This is a genomic window from Winslowiella sp. 2C04, from assembly GCF_050037805.1.
In the GTDB taxonomy this organism is placed as follows: domain Bacteria; phylum Pseudomonadota; class Gammaproteobacteria; order Enterobacterales; family Enterobacteriaceae; genus Erwinia; species Erwinia toletana_A.
Map to the genome: position 1 here is coordinate 3,967,780 of NZ_CP188300.1, position 22,113 is coordinate 3,989,892.

The 22,113-nt window shown below is 49.2% G+C and carries 19 protein-coding genes; 1 reads left to right on the forward strand and 18 read right to left on the reverse strand.

What is annotated here, in order from left to right:
* Positions 1–2 precede the first annotated feature (2 nt).
* From ACP3TC_RS18040 to ACP3TC_RS18115, 16 genes are all read right to left on the reverse strand, one after another.
* Positions 3–2,282, reverse strand: a complete 2,280-nt coding sequence (locus ACP3TC_RS18040) for a type VI secretion system Vgr family protein (protein WP_426816967.1) — start codon at positions 2,280–2,282, stop codon at positions 3–5.
* Between the two features lie 83 nt (positions 2,283–2,365).
* Positions 2,366–4,939: a type VI secretion system ATPase TssH gene (tssH, locus tag ACP3TC_RS18045; RefSeq protein WP_426816968.1), complete on the reverse strand. Its 2,574-nt coding sequence runs from the start codon at positions 4,937–4,939 to the stop codon at positions 2,366–2,368.
* A gap of 15 nt (positions 4,940–4,954) precedes the next feature.
* Complete coding sequence (gene tssG / locus ACP3TC_RS18050) at positions 4,955–5,995, reverse strand: type VI secretion system baseplate subunit TssG (RefSeq protein WP_426816969.1); 1,041 nt, start codon at positions 5,993–5,995, stop codon at positions 4,955–4,957.
* The gene (gene tssF / locus ACP3TC_RS18055; RefSeq protein WP_426816970.1) at positions 5,985–7,829 is read right to left on the reverse strand and encodes a type VI secretion system baseplate subunit TssF; all 1,845 of its coding nucleotides are present in this window, start codon (positions 7,827–7,829) and stop codon (positions 5,985–5,987) included. Before tssF ends, tssG begins: the two co-directional genes overlap by 11 nt.
* Before the next feature lie 14 nt (positions 7,830–7,843).
* The gene (locus tag ACP3TC_RS18060) at positions 7,844–8,290 is read right to left on the reverse strand and encodes a type VI secretion system baseplate subunit TssE (protein WP_313855660.1); all 447 of its coding nucleotides are present in this window, start codon (positions 8,288–8,290) and stop codon (positions 7,844–7,846) included.
* A 57-nt stretch (positions 8,291–8,347) separates the two neighbouring features.
* Positions 8,348–8,866, reverse strand: coding sequence for an Hcp family type VI secretion system effector (locus ACP3TC_RS18065; protein ID WP_313857588.1), 519 nt, complete (start codon positions 8,864–8,866; stop codon positions 8,348–8,350).
* 198 nt (positions 8,867–9,064) lie between these two features.
* Positions 9,065–10,567 (reverse strand): type VI secretion system contractile sheath large subunit, encoded by a 1,503-nt coding sequence (gene tssC, locus ACP3TC_RS18070; protein WP_426818298.1) that lies wholly within the window; start codon positions 10,565–10,567, stop codon positions 9,065–9,067.
* An 8-nt stretch (positions 10,568–10,575) separates the two neighbouring features.
* A complete protein-coding gene (tssB, locus tag ACP3TC_RS18075) occupies positions 10,576–11,136 on the reverse strand; it encodes a type VI secretion system contractile sheath small subunit (protein WP_426816971.1) in 561 nt (186 codons plus the stop codon).
* Positions 11,137–11,163: 27 nt separating this feature from the next.
* Positions 11,164–12,135, reverse strand: coding sequence for an ImpA family type VI secretion system protein (locus ACP3TC_RS18080; RefSeq protein WP_426816972.1), 972 nt, complete (start codon positions 12,133–12,135; stop codon positions 11,164–11,166).
* Positions 12,136–12,300: 165 nt separating this feature from the next.
* Complete coding sequence (locus ACP3TC_RS18085) at positions 12,301–12,822, reverse strand: fimbrial protein (protein WP_313855656.1); 522 nt, start codon at positions 12,820–12,822, stop codon at positions 12,301–12,303.
* 12 nt (positions 12,823–12,834) lie between these two features.
* On the reverse strand, positions 12,835–13,863 hold the full coding sequence (locus ACP3TC_RS18090) for a fimbrial protein (RefSeq protein WP_313855655.1): 1,029 nt from the start codon (positions 13,861–13,863) through the stop codon (positions 12,835–12,837).
* A gap of 11 nt (positions 13,864–13,874) precedes the next feature.
* Entirely contained in the window at positions 13,875–14,513 is a 639-nt protein-coding gene (locus tag ACP3TC_RS18095) for a fimbrial protein (protein WP_313855654.1), read from the reverse strand.
* A gap of 26 nt (positions 14,514–14,539) precedes the next feature.
* On the reverse strand, positions 14,540–15,274 hold the full coding sequence (locus tag ACP3TC_RS18100; protein WP_426816973.1) for a fimbrial biogenesis chaperone: 735 nt from the start codon (positions 15,272–15,274) through the stop codon (positions 14,540–14,542).
* A gap of 20 nt (positions 15,275–15,294) precedes the next feature.
* Positions 15,295–17,784, reverse strand: coding sequence for a fimbria/pilus outer membrane usher protein (locus ACP3TC_RS18105; protein WP_313855652.1), 2,490 nt, complete (start codon positions 17,782–17,784; stop codon positions 15,295–15,297).
* 93 nt (positions 17,785–17,877) lie between these two features.
* A complete protein-coding gene (locus ACP3TC_RS18110) occupies positions 17,878–18,429 on the reverse strand; it encodes a fimbrial protein (RefSeq protein WP_313855651.1) in 552 nt (183 codons plus the stop codon).
* A 77-nt stretch (positions 18,430–18,506) separates the two neighbouring features.
* The gene (locus ACP3TC_RS18115) at positions 18,507–19,028 is read right to left on the reverse strand and encodes a fimbrial protein (protein ID WP_313855650.1); all 522 of its coding nucleotides are present in this window, start codon (positions 19,026–19,028) and stop codon (positions 18,507–18,509) included.
* Between the two features lie 620 nt (positions 19,029–19,648).
* On the opposite strand from ACP3TC_RS18115, the gene ACP3TC_RS18120 reads away from it, so the two are divergent.
* The gene (locus tag ACP3TC_RS18120) at positions 19,649–20,542 is read left to right on the forward strand and encodes an FKBP-type peptidyl-prolyl cis-trans isomerase N-terminal domain-containing protein (RefSeq protein WP_426816974.1); all 894 of its coding nucleotides are present in this window, start codon (positions 19,649–19,651) and stop codon (positions 20,540–20,542) included.
* A gap of 66 nt (positions 20,543–20,608) precedes the next feature.
* On the opposite strand, the gene folA is transcribed toward ACP3TC_RS18120, so the two are convergent.
* Positions 20,609–21,088, reverse strand: a complete 480-nt coding sequence (gene folA, locus ACP3TC_RS18125) for a type 3 dihydrofolate reductase (protein ID WP_313857585.1) — start codon at positions 21,086–21,088, stop codon at positions 20,609–20,611.
* A gap of 288 nt (positions 21,089–21,376) precedes the next feature.
* Complete coding sequence (locus ACP3TC_RS18130) at positions 21,377–22,099, reverse strand: putative quinol monooxygenase (protein WP_426816975.1); 723 nt, start codon at positions 22,097–22,099, stop codon at positions 21,377–21,379.
* Positions 22,100–22,113 lie beyond the last annotated feature (14 nt).

Here is a 22,113-nt window from a genome sequence, read left to right on the forward strand (position 1 = left end):
CCTTAATTGATCAACAACAATCCAACCGTCCGGTTTTCAAAATCAGTGCTGTTAACCACAGTGCCATTATTCTCAATACGTGATTTGCTGCTGGTGACCAAATTACCGAACTCCTCAACTCTGGCCTCGGTAACATTAATCTCCGAGGCGGTAAAATTAAGCGCATTACCGGTGCGTACGGTATTGATGCCACAAAGCTCGGTATTGACGCCGACAATCCTGTTTCCGACCCCAATTAATTGATTACGATTCACCACCGCAGAGTTATCCATGCCAACAAATTCATTATTAAATGCGATAAAGCTATTTTTATTACCGGTTAAGTCATTTTCCATCACCACAACTTTATTTCTGATACCCAACATCAGGTTATCAATGCCGGTCGACGAGACTTTCAGACCGGTAAAGTTCTTTTCAATACCGGTAAAGTGGGTGCTGATGGTGGTAAATGAGGTATCCAGCGCGGTGAACGACGTTTTTGCGCCGGTAAACAGGACGTCCACCATCGTAACACCGGTATGGATACCTTTGGCTTCGGCTTGCACACCCGTAAGATGAACACCTAAACCGGTTACGCTAAAGTGGATATTGGTATAATAAAGATGGGTATTATACAGATTGCCATGAATGACCTTGATCCACTCCCAGCGGTGGCGGTCAATAATATTATACTGATCTTGTTCGACCGAAGTGTGCATATCGCGTTCAGCATGAATAACAACCTTCTCACCGCCACGATCATCCACCAGCGTAATCTGGCTGGCATTCTGTGGCAGCCCCTGCTGCAACGAACGCGAGACAATACCCGTGTGGCCAATCTGCTGCGGCAAGTTATACGGCGGAGGGTTTTCGCCATTATAAACAATGCCGGTCACCAATGGCCGATCAAGATTGCCGTCAACATAGGTGATTAACACCTCCTGGCCAACGCGCGGCATCGCAACCACTCCCCATCCTTTACCGGCCCAGGCCTGCACTACCCGCACCCAACAGGAACTGTCCTCTTCGGTACTCTTATAGCGGTCCCAGTGGAAATGCACGCGAATACGCGCATGCTGATCGGTATAGACCTCTGAGTCTGGCGTACCCACGACGGTGGCACTTTGCAGGCCGGAGACACGCGGCGGTCGGGTTTTCAGTAACGGACGCCAGGAAACATCATCATTGAGTGTGGTCAGGGTGCAGGAAATCTCACCGCTGGCGGAAATATCATTACCGCTGTCAGCCGTACCTTGCAGGTAGCGGTAATGCACGCCCAGCAGCTTATAATTGCGATTACGCGCGTTGTCAGGATGCCCCATCAGCCGAAATGCATAGCCGGGAACCATGCCCATAGCGCTGCTTTTACCACGCAGTAGCTGTCGATCGCTCTGCATCATTTCCAGTCGTAAACGCGCAATATGTTCGCCGCGACGGGTATCCTGATATCCCGCCGCATAGTCGTACCATTCAAGCTGGACGTTATCCAGCCCACCATCCGGCTCATCCACAGCGGCCTGCAAATTATTGCTCGGATGCAAATAATCATAATCGCGTAGCACGATTTCATTCGGTCGCACCTTGCGCGAACGTTTAAGCTCCTGAATTCCTTCACGAATTGCACGGCCGTCTTCATCATCAGGAATAAAGTCAATTACATCATAGCCTTCCGGCATGGTTTCAAACGCCTGCCGATCGGTGATCACCATGACATGTTTATCTTGCTGATGACGGAAGTAGTACCAGATCCCCTCTTCCTCAAGCAGCCGACTAATGAACGTAAAGTCGGTTTCACCAAATTGCGCGCAGTATTCGCGCTGCGGATAGTCGCCATCAAGCTCCAGGCTAAAATCGGCAATCTGGTTATAGCGAGAAAAAATATCCGTGACGACGTCAGGCGCACTTTTCTCCTGAAAGATACGACTATTGCGATTCTGCATCAAAAACCACAGCCAGGTACTCAGCTCAAGTTTATAAACAAAATTATTGCCGTTCTGACCATCATCATAACCGGCGGTAACATAGGCATAGTAATAACGATGACGGAAGCTATCAAAATCGCTTATTACCGCGAAAGGTAAGACATTGCTGATATAACGTATTTTAATCCGCACCACCTGTCCCAGCAGTGAATCAAGGTCAACATCAGGTAACGGCGATTCAAATGCCAGAACATATTCCTGATTGTGCGAAATATCTTCTTTTGTCGTAAAGCTGATTGGCCAGGCCTGTACATCCGCCAGATAATCATTCTTTATTTCCAGAGTAAAAACCTTACTACTCTCTGATAATGGAAGAGACATAAAAAACTCCCTTTTTTAAATTAACTATGTTCCAGACTCTGGCAACATCATTATCTGGCGAATGGCAGGTATATTCAGGCCCGTTACTCAAAAGCCATGCTGAGCTCACCATCCTGAACGATAAGATGAATATTATTGGTTTCCTCTTCGTTCTTTTTACGACGCAGAATTTCATTACCCATAGCCGGCAATATCGTCTGACGTAACAGATCTTCAACCGCCCTTCCGCTGTTAGGGTGTGAGACGACCCGGTTTGCTACCCAGCGTTCGACTTCTGACTCAAAGGCAAATTCAGCGTTAATTTCACTTTTCAGTCGGCGTTGTAAACTGCTGAGGTTTTTACGCGCTATCAGTATCAGCGCCTCCTCGCCCAATGGTAAATAGGGAATAATATTGATACGAGCCAGTAATGCAGGGGCAAATTTACGCTGTAGTGCGTCATAAACCAGTGGCCGCAGTTGTGCCAGCGGCAGAGTTGGCTCACGCAATATCGCCTGCTCAATCTCTTCAGCCCCCTGATTACAAGTGATAAGAATAAAGCAGTGACGGAAGCTGATCTGCCGCCCTTCACCATCTTCCATCGTGCCTTTATCAAATACCTGATAAAACAGATCGTGAATATCGGGATGCGCCTTATCAAACTCATCGAGCAGAATGACGGAATAAGGTTTGCGCCTTACCGCTTCGGTGAGTTTGCCGCCTTTGCCATAGCCGATATAACCCGGAGGTGCACCACGCAGCGTCGATACCGCATGAGATTCCTGAAACTCACTCATATTAAAGGTAATCAGATTATGCGCACCGGCATACATCGCTTCCGCCAGCGCAATCGCGGTTTCTGTTTTGCCAGTCCCGGTCGGCCCAGCCAGCAAAAACACGCCCAGCGGACGTTCAGGCTGGTGAATACCTGCCCGACTGATTCGAACTGCCTGCGCGATTTCCGCCATCGCGACTTTTTGGCCGAACACCCGTGCTCCCAGCAGTTTTTCCAGCTGCAGCGCATTATCTAAATCGTCCTGAATCATGCGTCCACCGGGAATCCCGGTCCAGTCTGACAGCACTTCGGCCACCACCTGCTCATCCACCCATGGATAGACCAGCGGATCCTGATTTTGCACGCCTTCCAGCTCACCGAGCAACTGGCGGATCTGCTCAGGTTGCTTCGGTTCTGTCGCCTGAAGTTCAGCCACCAGCTGCTGCTCGCGCTCGCGGCGCAGCGACAAAAGTTTCAGCTCAGCTTCAGCACACGCCACATTGAGCTGCAATCCCTTTAGCCGCTCCAGCACATTACCACCCAACGAAATTTCGGCGTTCAGTGCGCCAATTTCACTATTCTGCATATTCATGGTGGCGTTGAGCATTTCCATACGCTGTGGAGTAGCATGATGGCTTAATGACACCCTGGCACAGGCGGTATCTAACAGACTGATGGCTTTGTCAGGCAACTGGCGCGAAGGCAGGTTGCGCAAAGACAAGCGCACCGCCGCCTGAATCGCCGCGTCGCGGATAATCACACCATGATGACGGGAAAGTGCCGGTGCAATGGCGCGCAGCATACTGATGGAATCCTGCTCCTTCGGCTCGCCGACCAGCACCCGTTGAAAACGGCGCGTTAAGGCCGCATCAGGCTCAATAAACTGTTTATATTCTGACCAGGTCGTGGCGGCAATCATGCGCAGCGCCCCGCGCGCCAGCATCGGCTTGAGTAAATTAACGGCGTCGCCCGTTCCGGCCTGTCCGCCAGCACCGACCAGCGTATGCGCTTCATCGCAGAATAAAATAATCGGCGAACTGGATTGAGTTATGGCATCAATTAATGATTTAAGCCGCGATTCAAACTCACCGCGTACGCCGGATCCGGCCTGCATACGCCCAAGATCTAACGACAGTAAGCGCGCCCCTTTCAGCGAGGGGGGAACATCACCGGCAGCAATTTTACTGGCCAGCGCCTCCACTACCGCCGTTTTACCCACACCGGCTTCGCCAACCAGAATTGGATTGTTCTGACGACGACGCAGTAAAATATCAATCACCTGGCGCAGCTCGCTATCACGCGCGACCACCGGGTCAATCTTACCTTCCAGTGCGCTGAGGGTTAAATCACTACACCATTTAGTCAGGATCTCACCAGCCTGATCGCCGCCATCCTGCATCCGCGCGTCCTGCGAGTAGATCACTGCCCCTTGCTCGCACGATCCTTCCACTACTTCGTTAAATTCCGTCATCACCTGCGGCGTCGGGATTTGTTCAAATTCGCTGCTCAGGCGATACAGCCAGCGCTGCAGGTCCTTATCCTGCAATATCCCGAGCAGAATATGTGCGGTGCGAACTGAAGTACTGTCGTCACCGATCTGACTCATTAATAAGCCGCGCTCTACCGCTTCTTCCAGCCGTGCTGAGATATCCTGCACTGAACGGGTACGGGTCGGCATATGACAAATAACCTTATCCAGTTGCTCGTTCAGTTTGGCAATATTGATGTCGTAATGTGCCAGTAACAGCGGAATATCCCCTTCACTGCTGTCGATAACTGTTTTTAACCAGTGTTCTAATTCAACATCTTCATGGCGAAAAGTGCGGCAAAGCCTGGTGGCTTTTACCACCGACTGATAAGCATAATGTCCCAGCCGGGAAAAAAGTCTCTCACGTTGATACACAACAAACCCCTGTCGCTAACATAAATTTTTTATAAAATAGCCGCGAGTCGCTTTAAGCCACCCATCCTTGCCCAAGCGAGCTTTGCCTAACAATCCCGATATTTCAGGTGTGGTTTCAATAATTAAGTCGATCTCAAACAACAACTGATGTTCGACATAATCCTGGCTGATAGCGACTAATGCTTTCAGCTTCTCACTGCCGCGCTGGAACGCCATATACTCGGGTGAAGTTAACGGGCCAATCACCAACTTGACCTGGTGCTGAACATCATAAAAACGCTTTCCCACCCGCGTCTTTCCCAGGTAGCCCAGACGCTGATGCACCTCGCCCTGCATATCATCAATCCAGCGGGCATGGCGGGGTATCAGCGATATCGGTACGGCAAAATAGTGCTTAAGGATCTGGCACAATGTATTTAGCCCGCGACGTCCTGGTAGATAAGCGGCACAAAACCGGCTTCTCACTCGCTGCACATGCTGATCAACCTCAAGAATTTCACTTAATCCGCCCAACTGTTTCAGGTGCAGCAAAAACGAATTCAGCGATGGCTTTTCATGCCCTATCGCGACATTCAGTTGCGCCCAGGCGCGGTAGTGAAATAGCGCCAGCCGCTGGCTGAGGATGTTAATAAACGCCTCGAATGCGCCACTGCGCTGCACCAGCAACTCTTGTCGCGCATGCTCGGTAATATGAATCGGTAACGGCCCGTAAGGGGCAAATAAGCCGAAATGGCGACAGATAATGAATATTTGCGTCGGATGGTTATCCTGCCGCGCGTGGCTGATATCAACCACCTCGCGGGTAGCGAAAGACATATCCGCAGGCTGGATAATGCGTAAATCCAGATAAGCCCGCTGATTCACATCCCCCAGACGGACTGGCATCGCGCTGTCACGTTCGATTCGCCGCAGCACCTCAAAAAAGTTCTGCCGGTTCGACAGCCCGCTAAAGGGCACAACCCGCTGAGAAATCACACCGTCCGCGACGGATTTCGCCGTCAGCGGGCTGTGATAACAGATCTCGCTGGGATAAAGCGGATCGATTCTATACATCATTGCCCAGCGGCCCCCATTGGGCCGCTGACTCGCCATCAATATTCAGCGACATGCGTAACGTCTGGTTGAGCTGGCAATATTCAGACAGGGCATAATGAACGATACGTCCGAACAAAAATGCGCCCTGATCGGCATGATGATCGCCACGCAGATTTAATCGTGCCGCTACGCCACGATTCCAGGCAATCGGGCCTGCGCCCCGATAATGTTCGAAACAGTGTAAAAACTCGGCCTCAGCCAGGCTGGCAATGCGTTTGCTGTGGCTGACATCACCCGGCCAGGCAAACAGGGTTAACCAGCTGCGCAGCAGTGCGGCAGCATTGACCACCTGCGGCCGGGCATAGCGCAGCGGATTGACGGATACCATCTGCACCGCCTGCCACACCAGACTGATATCCGGGACAGGTCGCGGTAACGAAGGCGGCCGCAGTAAACCGATCTGTTTCACCGGCAGCGCCACTTCCGCATGGAAAACCGGGTTCTGTAACTGCTCCGGGAACAGGTGACGATCGCAAATCATGGCATTGACCGATAGCGACTTAACTTCATCCAGCGATACCCCGGAGCTTCCTGAAGAGAGCGTGATAAACAGTTCATTGTGGCCAAAAGCTGACTTTTTATATTTTTTGTCATAGCGAATCGCTTTACGGCGCACGGCATACCCCGCCTGCGGTTGATGCTGGTCGAAACAGACCTCTTCCGGTAGCGTGGAAAATTGCAGGCTGGTGCCATCTTTCAGCGTCCCCTGCACCTGACTAAGGTGATGGACTTCATACTGTGCGGGATTGAGACGATCCACTATCAACTGATGTTCAGTACGATCCGCATCAAAAACCACGGGATCGCAACGACGCGAATAGAGGTTGATGACCGGTGTGGCAAACAGGCTGAAGTCCCTGGCGCTAATACGATCAACTAAGCTGTAAGGCAACTGCTCCAGGGCAAAGACGATCTCAAATTCATGCAGATTCCGGCACTGCGCAAGGAAAGCATTCAACTGATGCAGTTCAACACTGTAAAAACGCGAAGGCGCGGCAAAATATTCGCGCAGCAAACGGCTACCGGGTAATTCACCGATGCTGCCAGGCAGCAATGCCTCGGTCTCTTTCACTCCGCCAGGCTGCAAAGCTGTCGGATTCAGACGTTGTACCACCGGCAATACGCTATTTTTAGCCCACAGCACCACGTGTCGACACTGGCCGAGCAGCGCGCTGAGTAACTGATTCGCCCGCACTGCATCGCCGGTAAATGACAGATGTAGCGGGTCAAAATCGATCCCAGACAGGGCTTTAACGCCGTGCGTGGTCAGTTTCAGACGGATACACGCTGGCGCCCCCTGTAACAGACTGGCGACCGCATCCGGCAGTCGCGTAGCGAGGGTAGTCGAGCATTCAGCTTCGGAAATCGTGACCGGTTGCAGGTTAACTGTACGCCCGGTGGTGAAAATGGCCGGTTTATTATTGAGTGTGCTGTCGCTAAGTTTGAGTACGCTGCCTTTGGGCAATATGGCGCTACTTTGCCATTGCGGTGAGGTCAAATCTGGCGACAAATCAACGGTAGCAATCGCCGGCATCGGCGTATACCAGAGCGGTGCCAGACGAGAGAGCATCTGCAATGCAAACTCAGGATATTCATTATCAATGCGTTCATGCACCCGGCTGCTGAGAAATGCCGTACCTTCCAACAGGCGTTCAATAAAAGGATCCTGAATGCCGTCGGCATGCATACCTAAATGCCGGGCAATTTGAGGGTGTCGCTCGGCAAACTGCATGCCGGACTCACGCAAAAAGCGCAGCTCCTCATTGTAACGATCCAGAAAACGCGCACTCAGCATTATTCAACCCTTTATTATTTAAAAACACGTACTGCGCCACATGAATAATCCAGAGCAATGCGCAGATTGACTCTTTCCTCTCCTTCTGCGAACAGGCAGACCCCGTAGATATCAAACAGAATTGCCAGTACATAGCACTGCTCGCCATCAATTAACGGAATAACTTTTATACTTCGGGAGTCCAGCCTTGGCTCAAATGTCGAGATAATCCGCTGAATATGTTTTGCCAGTAATATCGGGTCGATATCAATGGGGATTCTTTTACTCAGTGAAGGTAATCCAAAATTAATTACCGATGATTCCGCATTCGATCCGGCGGAAAGTTTTAAGTCCGCACCGCGCGAGGCATCATTTAACAGGCATTCGATGTCACGTAATAATATCTCCCGCCAGTTTCCACCTTTTCGTTTATCACTGCGCGAACTTAATTTATCGAAAATGGCGGGCAGTGACGTTTTCACTGTTACACTCCTGAATAATTGACCAGCTGAAAAAGCCAGCCGGTCAGTCTGTTACCCTTAAATGCGGGTGTTTGCTTTCAGGTCGTAACCGGCCTTGATTACTGGCCCCATGGTGCCGTCTGCATTCTGCTCGCGGTATTCAATTTCAATTTGCGCGAAGTTCAGGCTCAGCATTTCGGTTGGCAGCACCATATCGTTTCCTGCTGCTGCACCGATACCCAGCGGCATATTGCCCACTACGCGATAAGAAGAGACCAGGCACTGCTTAAAGGTGATGGTCATAAAGTCCTGCTGTCCGCTACCGGCTTTACGGCAGACAAGCTGGGCTTGCTTAATATGTTCACCGGTTGCACACAGCTGGAATAATTTCGGAGACGCTTTGTTGCTTGCCATGCGAAATTCAAAATCGCTCATATTGACTTTGCCGGCACCGCCGCCACTGCCATGAGCCAGGCGACCAGAGTTCTCCTGCGCCCACTGCCAGGCTTGCAGCTGAATCCAGCCATTATATTTTCTGTCCTGCGACTCACCGTCCACACCCTCTATTTTCAGAAAGTAGTCTACTAATCCAGACATATTTTCATCGAACTTACTTGAAGCCATCTACTTCTCCTTAAGATATTAACAACTCACATAACCACTGATTCAAAGCGCACACGTCAACAGAAAAAATATAAAAGTAAAACTATCGGTTAATTAATTAAATGACACTGACCGTAAAATTAATCCGGAAATAAAAAGATAAAATAATGAGTTTATCGAGCAGGATTATATTTAGATTCGCACATCCGCTCTGGCTGAAGGTAATTTAGAGACCAGCCGTAATGAAACGGTCATGCCCTCTAACTGATAGTGCGGACGCAAATAAAAATGCGCACGGTAATAACCCGGATCCTCAGGGACTTCTTCCACATTCACTTCTGCGGCCGACAGTGGGCGCATTGCTTTGGTGGCTTCGGTTGAAATTGACGGATCGCCATCAACATAATTCATCAACCAGTCATTAAGCCAGCTCTGCATATCTGCACGTGAGCGGAAAGAACCGATTTTGTCGCGCACAATACATTTCAGATAATGCGCGAAACGACAGGTGGCAAAAATATAGGGCAAGCGCGCTGACAATTTTGCGTTAGCGCTGGCATCAGGATCATCATAGGTTGCCGCCTGATGCAGCGTTCCGGAGCCAATAAAGGCCGCGAAATCAGTATTCTTACGATAGACCAGCGGCAAGAAACCGGCTTCTGAAAGCTCATGCTCACGGCGATCCGAAATCGCGACTTCAGTCGGGCAAATCAGCTCATAGCTGCCTTCATCTGAAGGGAAGGCATAAGCTGGCAGCTCTTCAACACCACCACCAGACTCAATGCCGCGAATACGCGAGCACCAGCCATATTGATGGAAAGCCCGGTTAATATTAACGCCCATTGCATAAGCGGAGTTCGCCCAGGCGAAATCCTCAACCCTTTCAGGGCGCACCGTCTCTTCAAAGGCGAACTCTTCCACTGGATTAGCCATCGCACCATACGGCAGGCGTGATAAAAACCGGGGCAGTGTCAGCACCAGATAACGTGAGTCATTGCTCGCACGCAGACTGCGCCATGCCGCATATTCCGGCGTGGAGAAAATTTTGCCGATATCACGTGGATTAGCCAGTTCGTTCCAGTGGCTCATCTGCATCAGTGACGGTGAGGCAGAAGAGACAAACGGGCAATGTGAAGCCGCGGCAATTTTCGCCATTTCGGTCAGCAGTGAAACACTCTGTTGACTATGGTCAAACTCAAAATCTCCGATCAGGCAGCCAAAAGGCTCGCCACCAAACTGGCCATATTCGTACTCATAAATCTGTTTAAAAATCGGACTTTGATCCCATGCAGCACCGCGATAGCGGCGTAAATTACGTGCCAGTTCATCTTTGTTGATATTGAGTACGCGAATTTTAAGATGCTCATTCGCTTCAGTATTGGTCACCAGATAATCCAGCCCGCGCCAGGATGATTCCAGCTTCTGAAATTCAGCATGATGCAGAATTTCATTCACCTGGCGACTGATCTTGTCATCAATTTCGGCAATCAGTGACTCAACGGTAAGCACGACATCACGGCTGACCGTCATCTTATTACTGCTGGCATAATCCATCAGCGTACTGACCGCACGGCGCACCGCATCACTGGCTTCATCGGTGCGTGGACGGAAAGAACGTTTTAAAATTTGATCCAGATGATTCTCATCGTGCTCCGCGTCCAGCTCAACGGTGCTGTTACTCGCCGGTGCATACATATTCTCCATCATGCTTGCTCCTCCGGTTTCCCTTCCGTTCCGGCATTAAGATTGGGGCCATTAAGCGGTTTTTTATTCTGATGCGCCACACGATGCAGAAACTCAGGATCTTCGAGCAGATTTTTAATCACCTCTTCAGCACTGGCTTTACCATCCATATAGGTAATCAGCTCTGCTAAGCGGGTGCGGGTTTCCAGTAAGCGAGTCAGTTCCGGCACGTTTTTAGCAATAGCGCCTGGAGAAAAATCGTCCATCGATTCGAACTCAAGCTCAATATTCAGCAAGGTATCGTTGTCGTCATCAAGAGTACTGTTAACATTCAACGCCAGCCGTGGCTTAATTGCGCGCATACGCGAATCGAAGTTGTCCTGATCGAAGGTGAGAAACTTACGATCGGCAACAGAAGCCAGAGGCTCTACCCGATGGCCCGATAAATCGGCCATCACGCCGGTGACAAACGGCAGTTCAACCTTTTTCTGCGAACCATAAATCTCCACATCGTATTCAATTTGTACGCGAGGAGCATTGTTCTTACCTATAAACTTTTGCGAACTTGTATCTTTTGCCATAATTCACTCCCTGATAGCCTGATGCCATTAATTGCCAATAAACTGCTTAAGAGAGCTCATGGCATCCGGCATTAATTCTTCAACAATATTTTCAAACTCCATGCCGATCATTTTCTGCGAGCGCCGGATAAAAATAGGCGCGGGATGACTCGGCTCATAGGTTTTAAAATAATCAATAATTTTATCCAGCATTAAAATCGCTTCCTGCCGCGTTCTGATTTTTCCATCAAATCGGGCATTATCAGCAGTGACCTGCACGATATCTGCAAGCGAGTTATCGTCGTAAACAGCATCGGAAAACGGTTTTTCAACAGCAAGATAAGGCCCGGATAACTGCGCGGCCAGTTTGCTGATTGCCAGTCGAAGATTCCTGCATTCCAGCAGATAGCCATCGCTGCTTTGATTGGCATATTGTTCAATTCGCTCCAGCGCGTCACCAGCAAATACTAACTGGTTAAATAATACAGGCATATTTTGTGCCTGATAATAACTGTCGGCATTATCAAGCATCACAATAAGCTCGGCGAAACCGATGGTTGAATCCGCGCTGTGCAGCGCGTTTTCATGCAGCGCTTCAAACGTTAAGCCAATGTCTGCTGATAGTTTGGTCTTTTTTAAATCAGACAGGCAGGAAGGCGTAGATAACCATCCTAATGCCGCAGCATGACCACTGCCTTCAGGTTCATCCGCCAACAGTGGATAAATTTTCTCTTTTGCGGTCAGCAGGTCATCAATTAACTTAATGCCTTGCCAGAGAGCAGCGACCCCCAGAGTATGAAACCCGGCGCGCATAAACCAAATAATTACCCGCAGGTCATTGCAAGCCATTAATAAGCGCTCACTCTTTTCTCTGATATCCAGCCAGTTGATTTGTTCTACCGCCTGCTGATCATTCAACGGATCGATTGAATTATCATATTCAGCCAAAATAAATAAAATTTCATTGTAAAGAGGATCAAACTCAACACCATCACGTTCATTAAAGACGATTTCACTCATTATCATTAACCCTGGTGATAAGTATTATTTGATATTGTCTTTAGACTGATACTAATGACATCGCTAATCGACCCGGCTATTATCGCCATTGTGATGCTCTCAGGCGATTGAACGCTGGCTAACTACACTTTAACCTGCGGAAATCCGAAACTTTACTCATTGTTATCACGGATAACGTAAGAGAAAGTTTGCGTTGGCGCTGTAGTTTCCTGCCACCACTTCCGTCGCGGGTTGCGCTTCCAGATAGGCGCCGAAATTCAGGATGTTTTCGTCGTCTTGCAGGCTAATCCCCTGCGCCGGATTATTAATACCGATCGCGCTTCCATCCTGATTCAGCAAACGGATGGCCGCTCCACCGGCATCGCCAACCACGGCCAGCCGTCCGGGGAGCTTGCTGTCCTCATTGCCGGTAAAGGTCACCACCACCGACTGGCCGGTGGGCACGCTGCAGTTAAGTAACCGGATAGTGAAGTTCTTCGTCTGTCCTTTACCATGTTGCTGCAAATCTTGCCTGCTGATACTGCCCATATCGACTTCAATATCTTCTGAATCAGGAGCGACCACGCAGGGCTGAGAGACGATTCTTCCACTGAAGGTGATCTCACCGCCCTCCATAATAATATTTGCCTGTGCACGGGTGGTAAAAAAGATAATAACTGCCATCAGGCTGATAATTCTGCTCTGCATTGCTGAATTTCCTTAATCAAAGCTGGCGATAACGGTGGCGCTGGCATTAAATTCCCCATCGCTAATGCTTGCACCTGTTTTTGCTAACGGTGCCGCACGCAACGGCCAACTACCACTATTTTGGTTACTCTGCACCGGATAAGTAATATTTGGCCTGACAGTCCCTGTGCTGCTGGTCAGCCTGATGCCTAAATCTTGCTTATCGGTTTTAAAGTAATCGCTCGAAAAATCACTGGCAATTCCTTTGATGGTTAACCGAATATTTCTGGACCCGTTATCGAAATCACCACCGCTGCAAACAAACTGAATCGGTAGATCCTGGATATAACGGCTGCCATCCAGCCCTTCATTACCCACATCACCAAAATCAACCTCAATGGGATTTCCACCATTAAAGATACATTTTTCCGGCACGCCAATAATGGCGGTTTTGATTTTCACCTTAAACATCGGTTCACTACCATAACGCCCATTTCCGCCATCCATGCGTCCGAACATATCGAAGGTTTCCAGGTCGTCAATCACCGCACCATTGGTAATGCTCTTTCTTAATTTAAACGTCACCCTGCCCTTTGAGGCCGATTCAAAAGGATTATGAATATTCTGCGGAGAAGACTGACAATAATAATCCCGATCGAGATTGTCGACGTCAAAGAATGGCACTGCATAGTAGTTTTGGTTGTATCCCGCCACGATGATTTCAACTTTAACATCAATAAAATCATTGATTTTCATAAATCCAGGGTTGATATCAGAAGAAGGGAGCGCCGATGTGGTTTGAAAAAATATCGATTTCCGCGCGGGGATACTGCCTTGCTCGCAGTAAACTTGCCCCGGATATCTTTCTGAGACACTCCAGGTTCGCGTGACTTCTGCGCCGGGACGGTTATCAATGATATCGCTGTCGGTTAATTCTATCTCCCTGGTTTGGGTGCCATTGGTCAGCCGAACCTCTCCCTGCTCAAATGCCGCCGCCGCAGTGGACAATCCGCTATATAGCATCGCGATACTCAACAGCTGACTCAATTGTTTTAATTTCACCACTGCCCCCATTAAAAATAGTAAATATTCACGTTAACAACCGTATCGATATAATCTGCCTGAACAAATTTCCCCGTCGACTCGAGGCTGGCACTAAAGGTCAGCGTATTATCGCCGGGCTGGAGCACAGCATTATTAATCTTCTGATTCAGTGGCAGCGGTCTGGATAGCGCATCACGCAGGCGCAAGCCTACCCCAACAGCGCCATTAAGCTTAAGCAGCTCGGCGTTCTGATCGTCAGGTACTCCGGCAAAGGAAAAAGCCACCAGTTGCTCGCCACTGTTATACCCTGACGTGCTGCCCGGGAATTGCAGCTGCTCTGCTGCTGGCTGCCAGTTGCTGGCTCCCATCAGGCAATCCTGAAACTTCAGGCTAAATCTGACCTCCGGACCGCGATCGCCCTGCTGACGAAACTGGCTGGCGGGCGTGTTTCCGAGATCGACCCACTGCTGCTCTGACTCCACGGATAACGCGCAAGGGGTACTGAGCAGCCCACCGACAAAATGCACTTTGGCCGTTTCGGCAAATTGACTGCGAGGTTGTGCGATTTCTTTAGGCTTATACGACGCCTGCCCAGCGGCAGGCAGTAATCCGCATAATAGCGGCAGCACCGCCCGGATAATATTTATAACAGAAAATTGAACTCGCATAATATTGCCTCCTGCATAGTGTATTATTAATGACTGCCGGCACGACAGATTTGGTTACTGTCACAGACAAATTTGAGTTCAGGATGCCCACCGTAATCGTTAATATAAGTCACCACAAAACTGTTCAGTCCGGTTGACGGGAGAGTTATTTTCTCACTGGACTTTGGCGCCAGCATGAGTGGCCTGAATTCTTTCATCTCCTTACCACCGTCTTTTTTCATCTGGCGCTTTATCGTGGTGAGAGTGACGTAGTACGGCGTGGGATTTTCCACTGTGAAACCCTGTGCTGTTTTTTTGAATATAAGCTTATCCTGCCAGACAGCATTTCTTTCAGCCCGAATGGCTGATGGCCGCCAGAATAACTTAATCTGAGTTTGTAGCGCGATTTGCATTACATTGGATTTTTCTGGTCGCGGTGGAATCTCACGCAAATTGAAATAAAATAAACTTTCGCGATCCTGTGGTAATGCACTGACTCCGCCAGACTGTGCAATACGCACCAGGCTGCGTTCACCCATATTGATACGTTGCAACGGCGGTAATACCACCAGCGGAGAAGTCACTTTGTTATGATTACTGTCTTCAATCCAGGCCTGGGCTAAAAATGGCAGCTTCTTGTTATCATTGCTGACATTTAAACTGATGGACTTTTCATCGGCATCAAATATTACACGGGTCCGATCCAGTGTCAGTGCTGCCTGAACCAGGCCGACACTAAAGATGCCTGAAAGCAACAGGCTTAGTTTCACTATATAATGCATTGTTAATAATCCAGTTTACGTTATTCACACGGTAAAAGAAGTTGCGATATGCTCTTGTAATTAGCCGGTACGCGAATCTGACATTTTTTGCTGCCACCCCATGCCACGTCTAATGTTTCTTCCTGCTTTACGCCAGTTAAATAGACGCTGCCATCATCATTGACCACTGACACACCACGACCTTGTTTATTTAATACAATCGCGCCGAATGGCGGTGCCACTCCTTCAACCGTACGTAATACGGCGAACATTTTTTCCCCTTTCACTACATCAAAATTACGATAACCGATCGCGCCCTCAGTAAGTGTTCCCTGCACGACAGCCCGCATCGCTTCAACATCATCATCCAGCTTATTAACATCAATACGGGTTGTTGTATCGTAATAACTGTTGACGTCACTCACCACTGCCACGCCGAAACGGTTACTTTTGGCCCGGCCATTATTAATTGGCACGCCACTGACTTCTCCGGTGCTCACCATAATGCGGCTGGCACCGTTGAGAGTATTGCGGTGTATCGCCGCGCCATGTTCAGTAGCGGTTATACCACTACGTAAGGTGCCACTCATCGAAGTGTAACTGTCCTGCTGATAGGCCGAGTTAATATTAAGCGTGCCGTAAGGTGACTCGTGATTATAATATCCGCGTCCAATCACTTTGCCTCGCTGATCGACCCCGGCATTCACTTGCCAGCTATTATTTGCATCGGAATAATCACCGTATGAGGCTGTTTGCGTAACATGACGATTAGCAACTTGCATGTTATATCCGGCACGGCGTCGGTCCTGCAGTGGAATTGAGATATTTAACGCGCCGCCATAATCATCTGATCCATAGTATTTAGACTTATAGGCAGTTAACGAGACCGAGACATTTTTGACGCTGCTGACATCAAAGAATTTACTGACCGAGAAATCCAGTCGTTCCCGGGCACCGCTGTTCCAGTACTGTTGATGGCTGTAACTCAGATAAGTGGTAAAGGTTTTTGCCGGGTCGTTTGCCCAAAAAGTCTTATTCGCCGAGACGGTATACGCCTGCTTTTCCCGACGAGAATAGTCATCATTACTTTGATAACGCGCCGCCAGATACTGCGACATATCCATATATTTTCGTTGTGAGAAGCGGTAACCGGCGAAACTTATCTGGCTGTTATAAGTGTCAAAGCGTTTGGCATAGTTAATTTTAAACGAGGTTCCCATCTCACGCTCTCGCCCCGGTAATTTAGCCAGAGATTGCGTTGCATCCAGCGACATCGCGCCTAATGCTTTCAGATCGACCCCCACGCCTGTGGTTAACGCATTGTAATTACCGGCCAGTAATGTACCGCCATACAGTGACCATGAATTCGTCAGTCCCCAGGAAAAATCGCCCATCGCCATTCCCGAACCGTAGATGCGGTGATCGCGGTTGGAAGGCAAGCCTATCGCCGTGTTATAGCGTATCTGGCCCGGGCGAGTCAGATAAGGTAACGAAGCGGTATTCACCTGGAAGGTCGTAATTTTGCCATTTTCTTCTTCGATCCTGACATCCAGCTGGCCGCGAACCGAGCTTTTGAGATCCTGAATAACGAACGGGCCAGCCGGCACTGTTGTTTCGTACAGCACCCGCCCTTCCTGCAGAATGGTCACTTTCGCATTACTGTCTGCCACACCCCGAACTTCAGGCGCATAACCCTGCAAGTTTGGTGGCAGCATGCGCTCATCGCTGCGTAAACTCACCCCGGTGTAACGGAAACTGCTGAACACATCAGAGTCCAGATAGAGTTCACCGGCCGCCAGGCGAGCAGCCTGTTCTGGCAATGTGCGGAAGGCATAAATCTGATTCCAGGCAAACTCGCTGTTATTTTGCAGCTTATTACGGGCAGAATAAGCCTGATAATCGGCGCGCAGCCGCCAGTTGCCGGCATTTGCCCCCAGCGTACCGTAGCTGCTGAAGCTGTTGTATGAGCTGTGGGCTTCACCGTGGCCATATCTTTTACCGATTTGCCCACTGAGATTGTAATCGGCCAGTAACCCTGGGATGCCCTGGTCCCACTGTTCAGGTGGCGTCCAGTCGGGATCGGAATATTTCATCCACGCCTGCGGAATACTGATTTGTAATGTGCCATCACCAATTTTATTGGATACGGATGCGCCAGTCAGAGCCGTGAGATCGGCACACTTTTCATTATTCCAGTATGTGACTTTTTCGCTGGCTTCTTTTTTTAATGCCATTCTGTTGATTAAATCTGATGGCAGACACAGGCGCGACGGATTGTCCGAATTCGGGTCGGCGAGAAAACTGATGATTCGCTGGTTTAACGTTGCCCGATTTATTTTTATATCCAGCAGATACTCGCCAGGCAGCACATACCCATCATTGGAAAAATGGCTTAAATCGATGCTGCTACGCTCATTGACATCTAATACCGCAGTATTGAACTCGGTATTAGCCTCGGCCGGATCGCTGTCGCAGAATGGTAACGCGACACAAACCGCAAGTAGTTTTTTTTTCGTATATAAGGACGCCATCGCTAATATCCATCTATTCCTGACCAAACATCTCTGGGTAAGCCTGTGGTCTTCGCTCAGAGCATGATGCAAACTGGAAAGCTGCCTGACAGGTTAAAAATATCTCAGGGTGAATTGCGCCATACCATCAATCGTCCCGGCACGAACCTGATTACCGAAGCCTCTCAGCGAGGTATTGAAAGCCAGTAAATTGTTATTCATCATGACATCCTGCAAATTAACCGCCGTTCCAACAGGAATTAGCCGACCCGCGGAATCAAGAATTTCAATTGCCACACCTCTGGCATCGCCACTTGCTGCCAGCAAGCGTGAGTCATAATGACTTGGCGTGCCGGAAAGCAGTAAATCAAATGGCTGGCTATTAATCTGACTGAATTCCATGACAGAGCAGTGTGTCAGGCGGATATAAAATTTTTTTTGACTGTTTGCTACGCTTTGGCTGTATTCGGCTCTGTTGGTTGTTATTGCCAGTAGCCCAAAGTCAACGGTTTGCTCCGCACTGTCGTTATCAATCCCGCAGCTGGAAGCGATCAACTCTCCTCCTAACTGAACCAATCCATCTTGCCGCGTCGGTTCCTCTGCCTTGACATTTAACACGATCAAAAACATTGAAATCATAATGCTGAAACTGAAAATCTTTAGCATTGCCCTCACCCCACATGAATAATATTGAGCGATAAAATCATCACTCAATATATCTATTCGCTCACTACGGTCGGTGATCAGTTATAGGCGAGGGTAAAGTTCGCAACGCTGGTAAATGCACCGGGCACTGCCACTGACGTGGTTGAATTACCTTTCAACGCGGCCTGTAGGCGCAACGTCTGGTCACCTGCATCCAGGTCGAATTCCGGAGAGTCTTCGCCAAGATTAATCGCATCGCCGTTTCCGGTCATCAGCTGGATGCCCGCGCCTGTTGCATGTCCACCCTGTAATGCCAGCAGGTTGGTATTGGTCTGGTCCGCGGTGCCGCCGAATTTCACCACTACGGAATTTTGACCCGTACAGTCTTTCAGATTTATCACAAAAGGAACCGGCGTTGCGGTTTTGCCGCCATTGACCGCAGACGCGGCGACAGCGCCCATATTCACATCAATATCGGTAGAGTCGGGCGCAATACTGCATGGCGCACTAATAATTGAGCCGTTAAAAGTGACGTTGCCGCTGCCTTCATTCGCCTGAGCCGCTCCTGTGGAAAACGCCCCCATCACCAGCAGCATTGCTGAAGTTGTTTTAAATTTCATCTTTACATTCCCCATATCATCGACATTTAAATTACCCTGCTCTGAAAACAGTCCAGTTCACAGGAACGGCGTCAGTCTATTTTTGCTGATACAGGAAGACCATTTCCATTTTAGCAATGTGTTATTAACAAGCTTAAATTGACCAACATTAATTTTATTATTACTTTTTATGCATACTGCGATGATGAGTGAATTGACTCACGTCTTAGATTGACGGAAAACACTATTCATCAATATCTCCGTCTGCACAGGTTAAATAAACACGCCGACATTACGTTATTTAATTAAAGAGCATTCAAATGATTTATTACTGCAAGGATTTTTTTGCCGCTGAGGCGGTCAGTATAAAAAGCTCATCTTTCCTGATATTACTGACACTTTTCCTGCTGCTGTTCTGCGGAAAATCATCGGCCAGAGACTTTTCATGGGGCCCGGGAGAGACTCATCGTTCGATCAACAATTTTGATGAAAAGCGTTTCTTACCCACGCAAAAAGAGCCACTACCCAAAGCCCCGGCACCTCCGGCGTTAATCGAAAAAAAGCTCATCGGGTCTGCTGATAGGGCAAGTATTCGTGAAAGAAATCGGCAGATTGCGCAACTTAAGAAAAAACTCAGTCAGGTGAGCGATCAATCTGCACGAGAAATAAAACAGTTGCAGCTTGAAGTAAGCCGACTTAATAACGCGCTGGACAGCGCTCAGGCCAGGCAGAAAAATTTACTCTCCGGGCTGTTTCCAACCGCTGTCTGGCCAGCATCGGGGCTTATCAGCAGCCATGACATTTTCTCTGCCGCGCTGTCGGTGATATCACCGCTGTCCGGCGCGATAGCGGGCAGCGCATTACCGACGCGGAATTTACAGCCTGATGCGCCGAGTCGCCACAATGTGTTAACCCCACTGGCAGACGAAATGAAAGCTGATTACGCCGCCGGGATCCTGATTGGCCGCAATATCATGCAGATGAATAAGAGAAACAGCGCGCTGAATATCAAAACCGATAATCAGACGGTTTTATCAGGCATTCAGGATTTTCTTGAGCAGCGTAGCCGGTTATCGGAAGAGGAAGTAAACGACGTGCTTTTTACTGTGGGCTCAACGTTACAGGAGGCGACCGAAGCTTTCTCCTCCCGTCATCAGTTAGCTGGAGCGGCTTTTGTCGAAAAGTTTATTAAGCGGGCGGGAACTCACCGTGCGCCTGCCGGCTTTTACTATAAAATTGAGCAGAAAAGCCGGGGAGTGGTTGCCCCATCAGACAAAATCACTATTCGGATCAGAGAAAGTTTGGTCGACGGCACGGTGGTCAGCGACAGTGGTCGCAGTGGCAGCGTCATCTCGCAGCAGCTGAACGCCTATCCGCCGCTGTTTCAGGATGCGATTTATCTGGCAGGTCAAAAGGGGGCGATCACTCTGGTGGTGCCGCCGGAACTGGCTTATGGTGAAGAAGGCAATCCACCGCTGATTCCACCCGCAGCGACCATGATTTACTATCTTGAAGTGATTGATACCACCTCATAATGTTTGACCGCGACAAGCTGAATAGCGCTGCGTAGGCAAAAGGCAAACGCAGCGATTTACTCGCCGTTAACGGCGTTCGAGAATTTCAAAGCAGTAGCTGTGCGAATTGTTGGCATCTGCATCGTGGAACTCGCTAAAACTGGACTCCCACTCATCAGGCTCGTAATCCGGGAAGTGAGTATCGCCCTCAACTTCAGCGTCAATATGGGTCAGATAAAGGCGATCGGCACGGCTCAGCAGCTGTTCGTAAACACGCCCGCCGCCAATCACCATAATCTCTTCCGCCTCACCGGCAGCTTTAATCGCTTCGTCAATTGACGCCACCCAGGTCACGCCATCTGCGTTGCCAGGCTGGCTACTGACCACGATATTCTGGCGATTCGGCAACGGACGGCCGATCGATTCCCAGGTCAGGCGGCCCATAATCACCGGTTTATTCAGGGTATTACGTTTGAACCAGGCTAGATCCGCAGGCAAATTCCACGGCATCGCGTTTTCCATACCAATAACACGATCGGCTGCCAAAGCCGCGATAAGGCTAATCATCATATGAAACTCAACAGGGTTAAATTGGCGCCATCATACGTAAAGGCGAAAGTTTCGTCGATAGCGAGATGGCGGGATTTGCGTAAAGGTTGTAAAGGTTTTTTAAACCCTCTGCGCCTTTTGTCGATGCGCCGACAGAGGCCCATTCGGGAAATGAAAAATATTTTACGCTAAGATGATTTTTTGAACCTAAACGGCGAAGCCGATAGCGCACTGGACAACCCGACTTCATCCTTTAACCCGGTAAGCGGTTTTCTCTGGTAGAGCGTGCCGACTGAAACTCCGGTGCTAGCGATCACTAAACGCCAGCTTGCCTTTATTTCTGAGAAACACTGGCACAACAGGAATGGACTCTTTTCCGGTTGTCATTTCTGCCGTTTGCTCAATATATGCGCGAAAGTGTGGCGTCTCTCTGTGCAGTTGATAATCCGCTTCGCTGGCGTAAATTTCATAGAAATACCAGCGATTTTCATCTTTCGCATCGGTTGCGGCATACATAGCCAGCACGCCATCTTCAACACGCAAGGACTCAGCCATTTCCGGAAGGACGACATTTTTAAACGCCTGCTGATAGCTGGGTTTCACATCGACAATAACCAGGTTATTTATCGTCTTCTCCGTTTGTGTGATGCGCTTATCGCCAAGAAATTGCGGTACGACATCTTTTTTACGCTTCTGCTCTATGATTTCAGGCGCCTGGGCAACAAATGCCTGATAGGGTTCTGAGTCCAGATGTTTTTTATAAGCCTCCTCATTGGCGTAAATTTCGATCATATACGCCTGATTGAGATCATCTTTGCGTTTGAGTGAGTACATCGCCAATGTGCCACTTTCATTCCTGACCGAGGAGGAAATATTGCTTCTGGCGACTTCATCATACTGCTGATTTTTTCCCGTTTTAATGCCAAGTTCAAAAATGTTCATAACGGCTTTATCCAATGGGATGGTACTGGTGGCAAATGCTGGGCTACCCAACAGCAGGCAGAGCGTCATAGCGATGAGATATTTCACGAGGTGCCTTATTT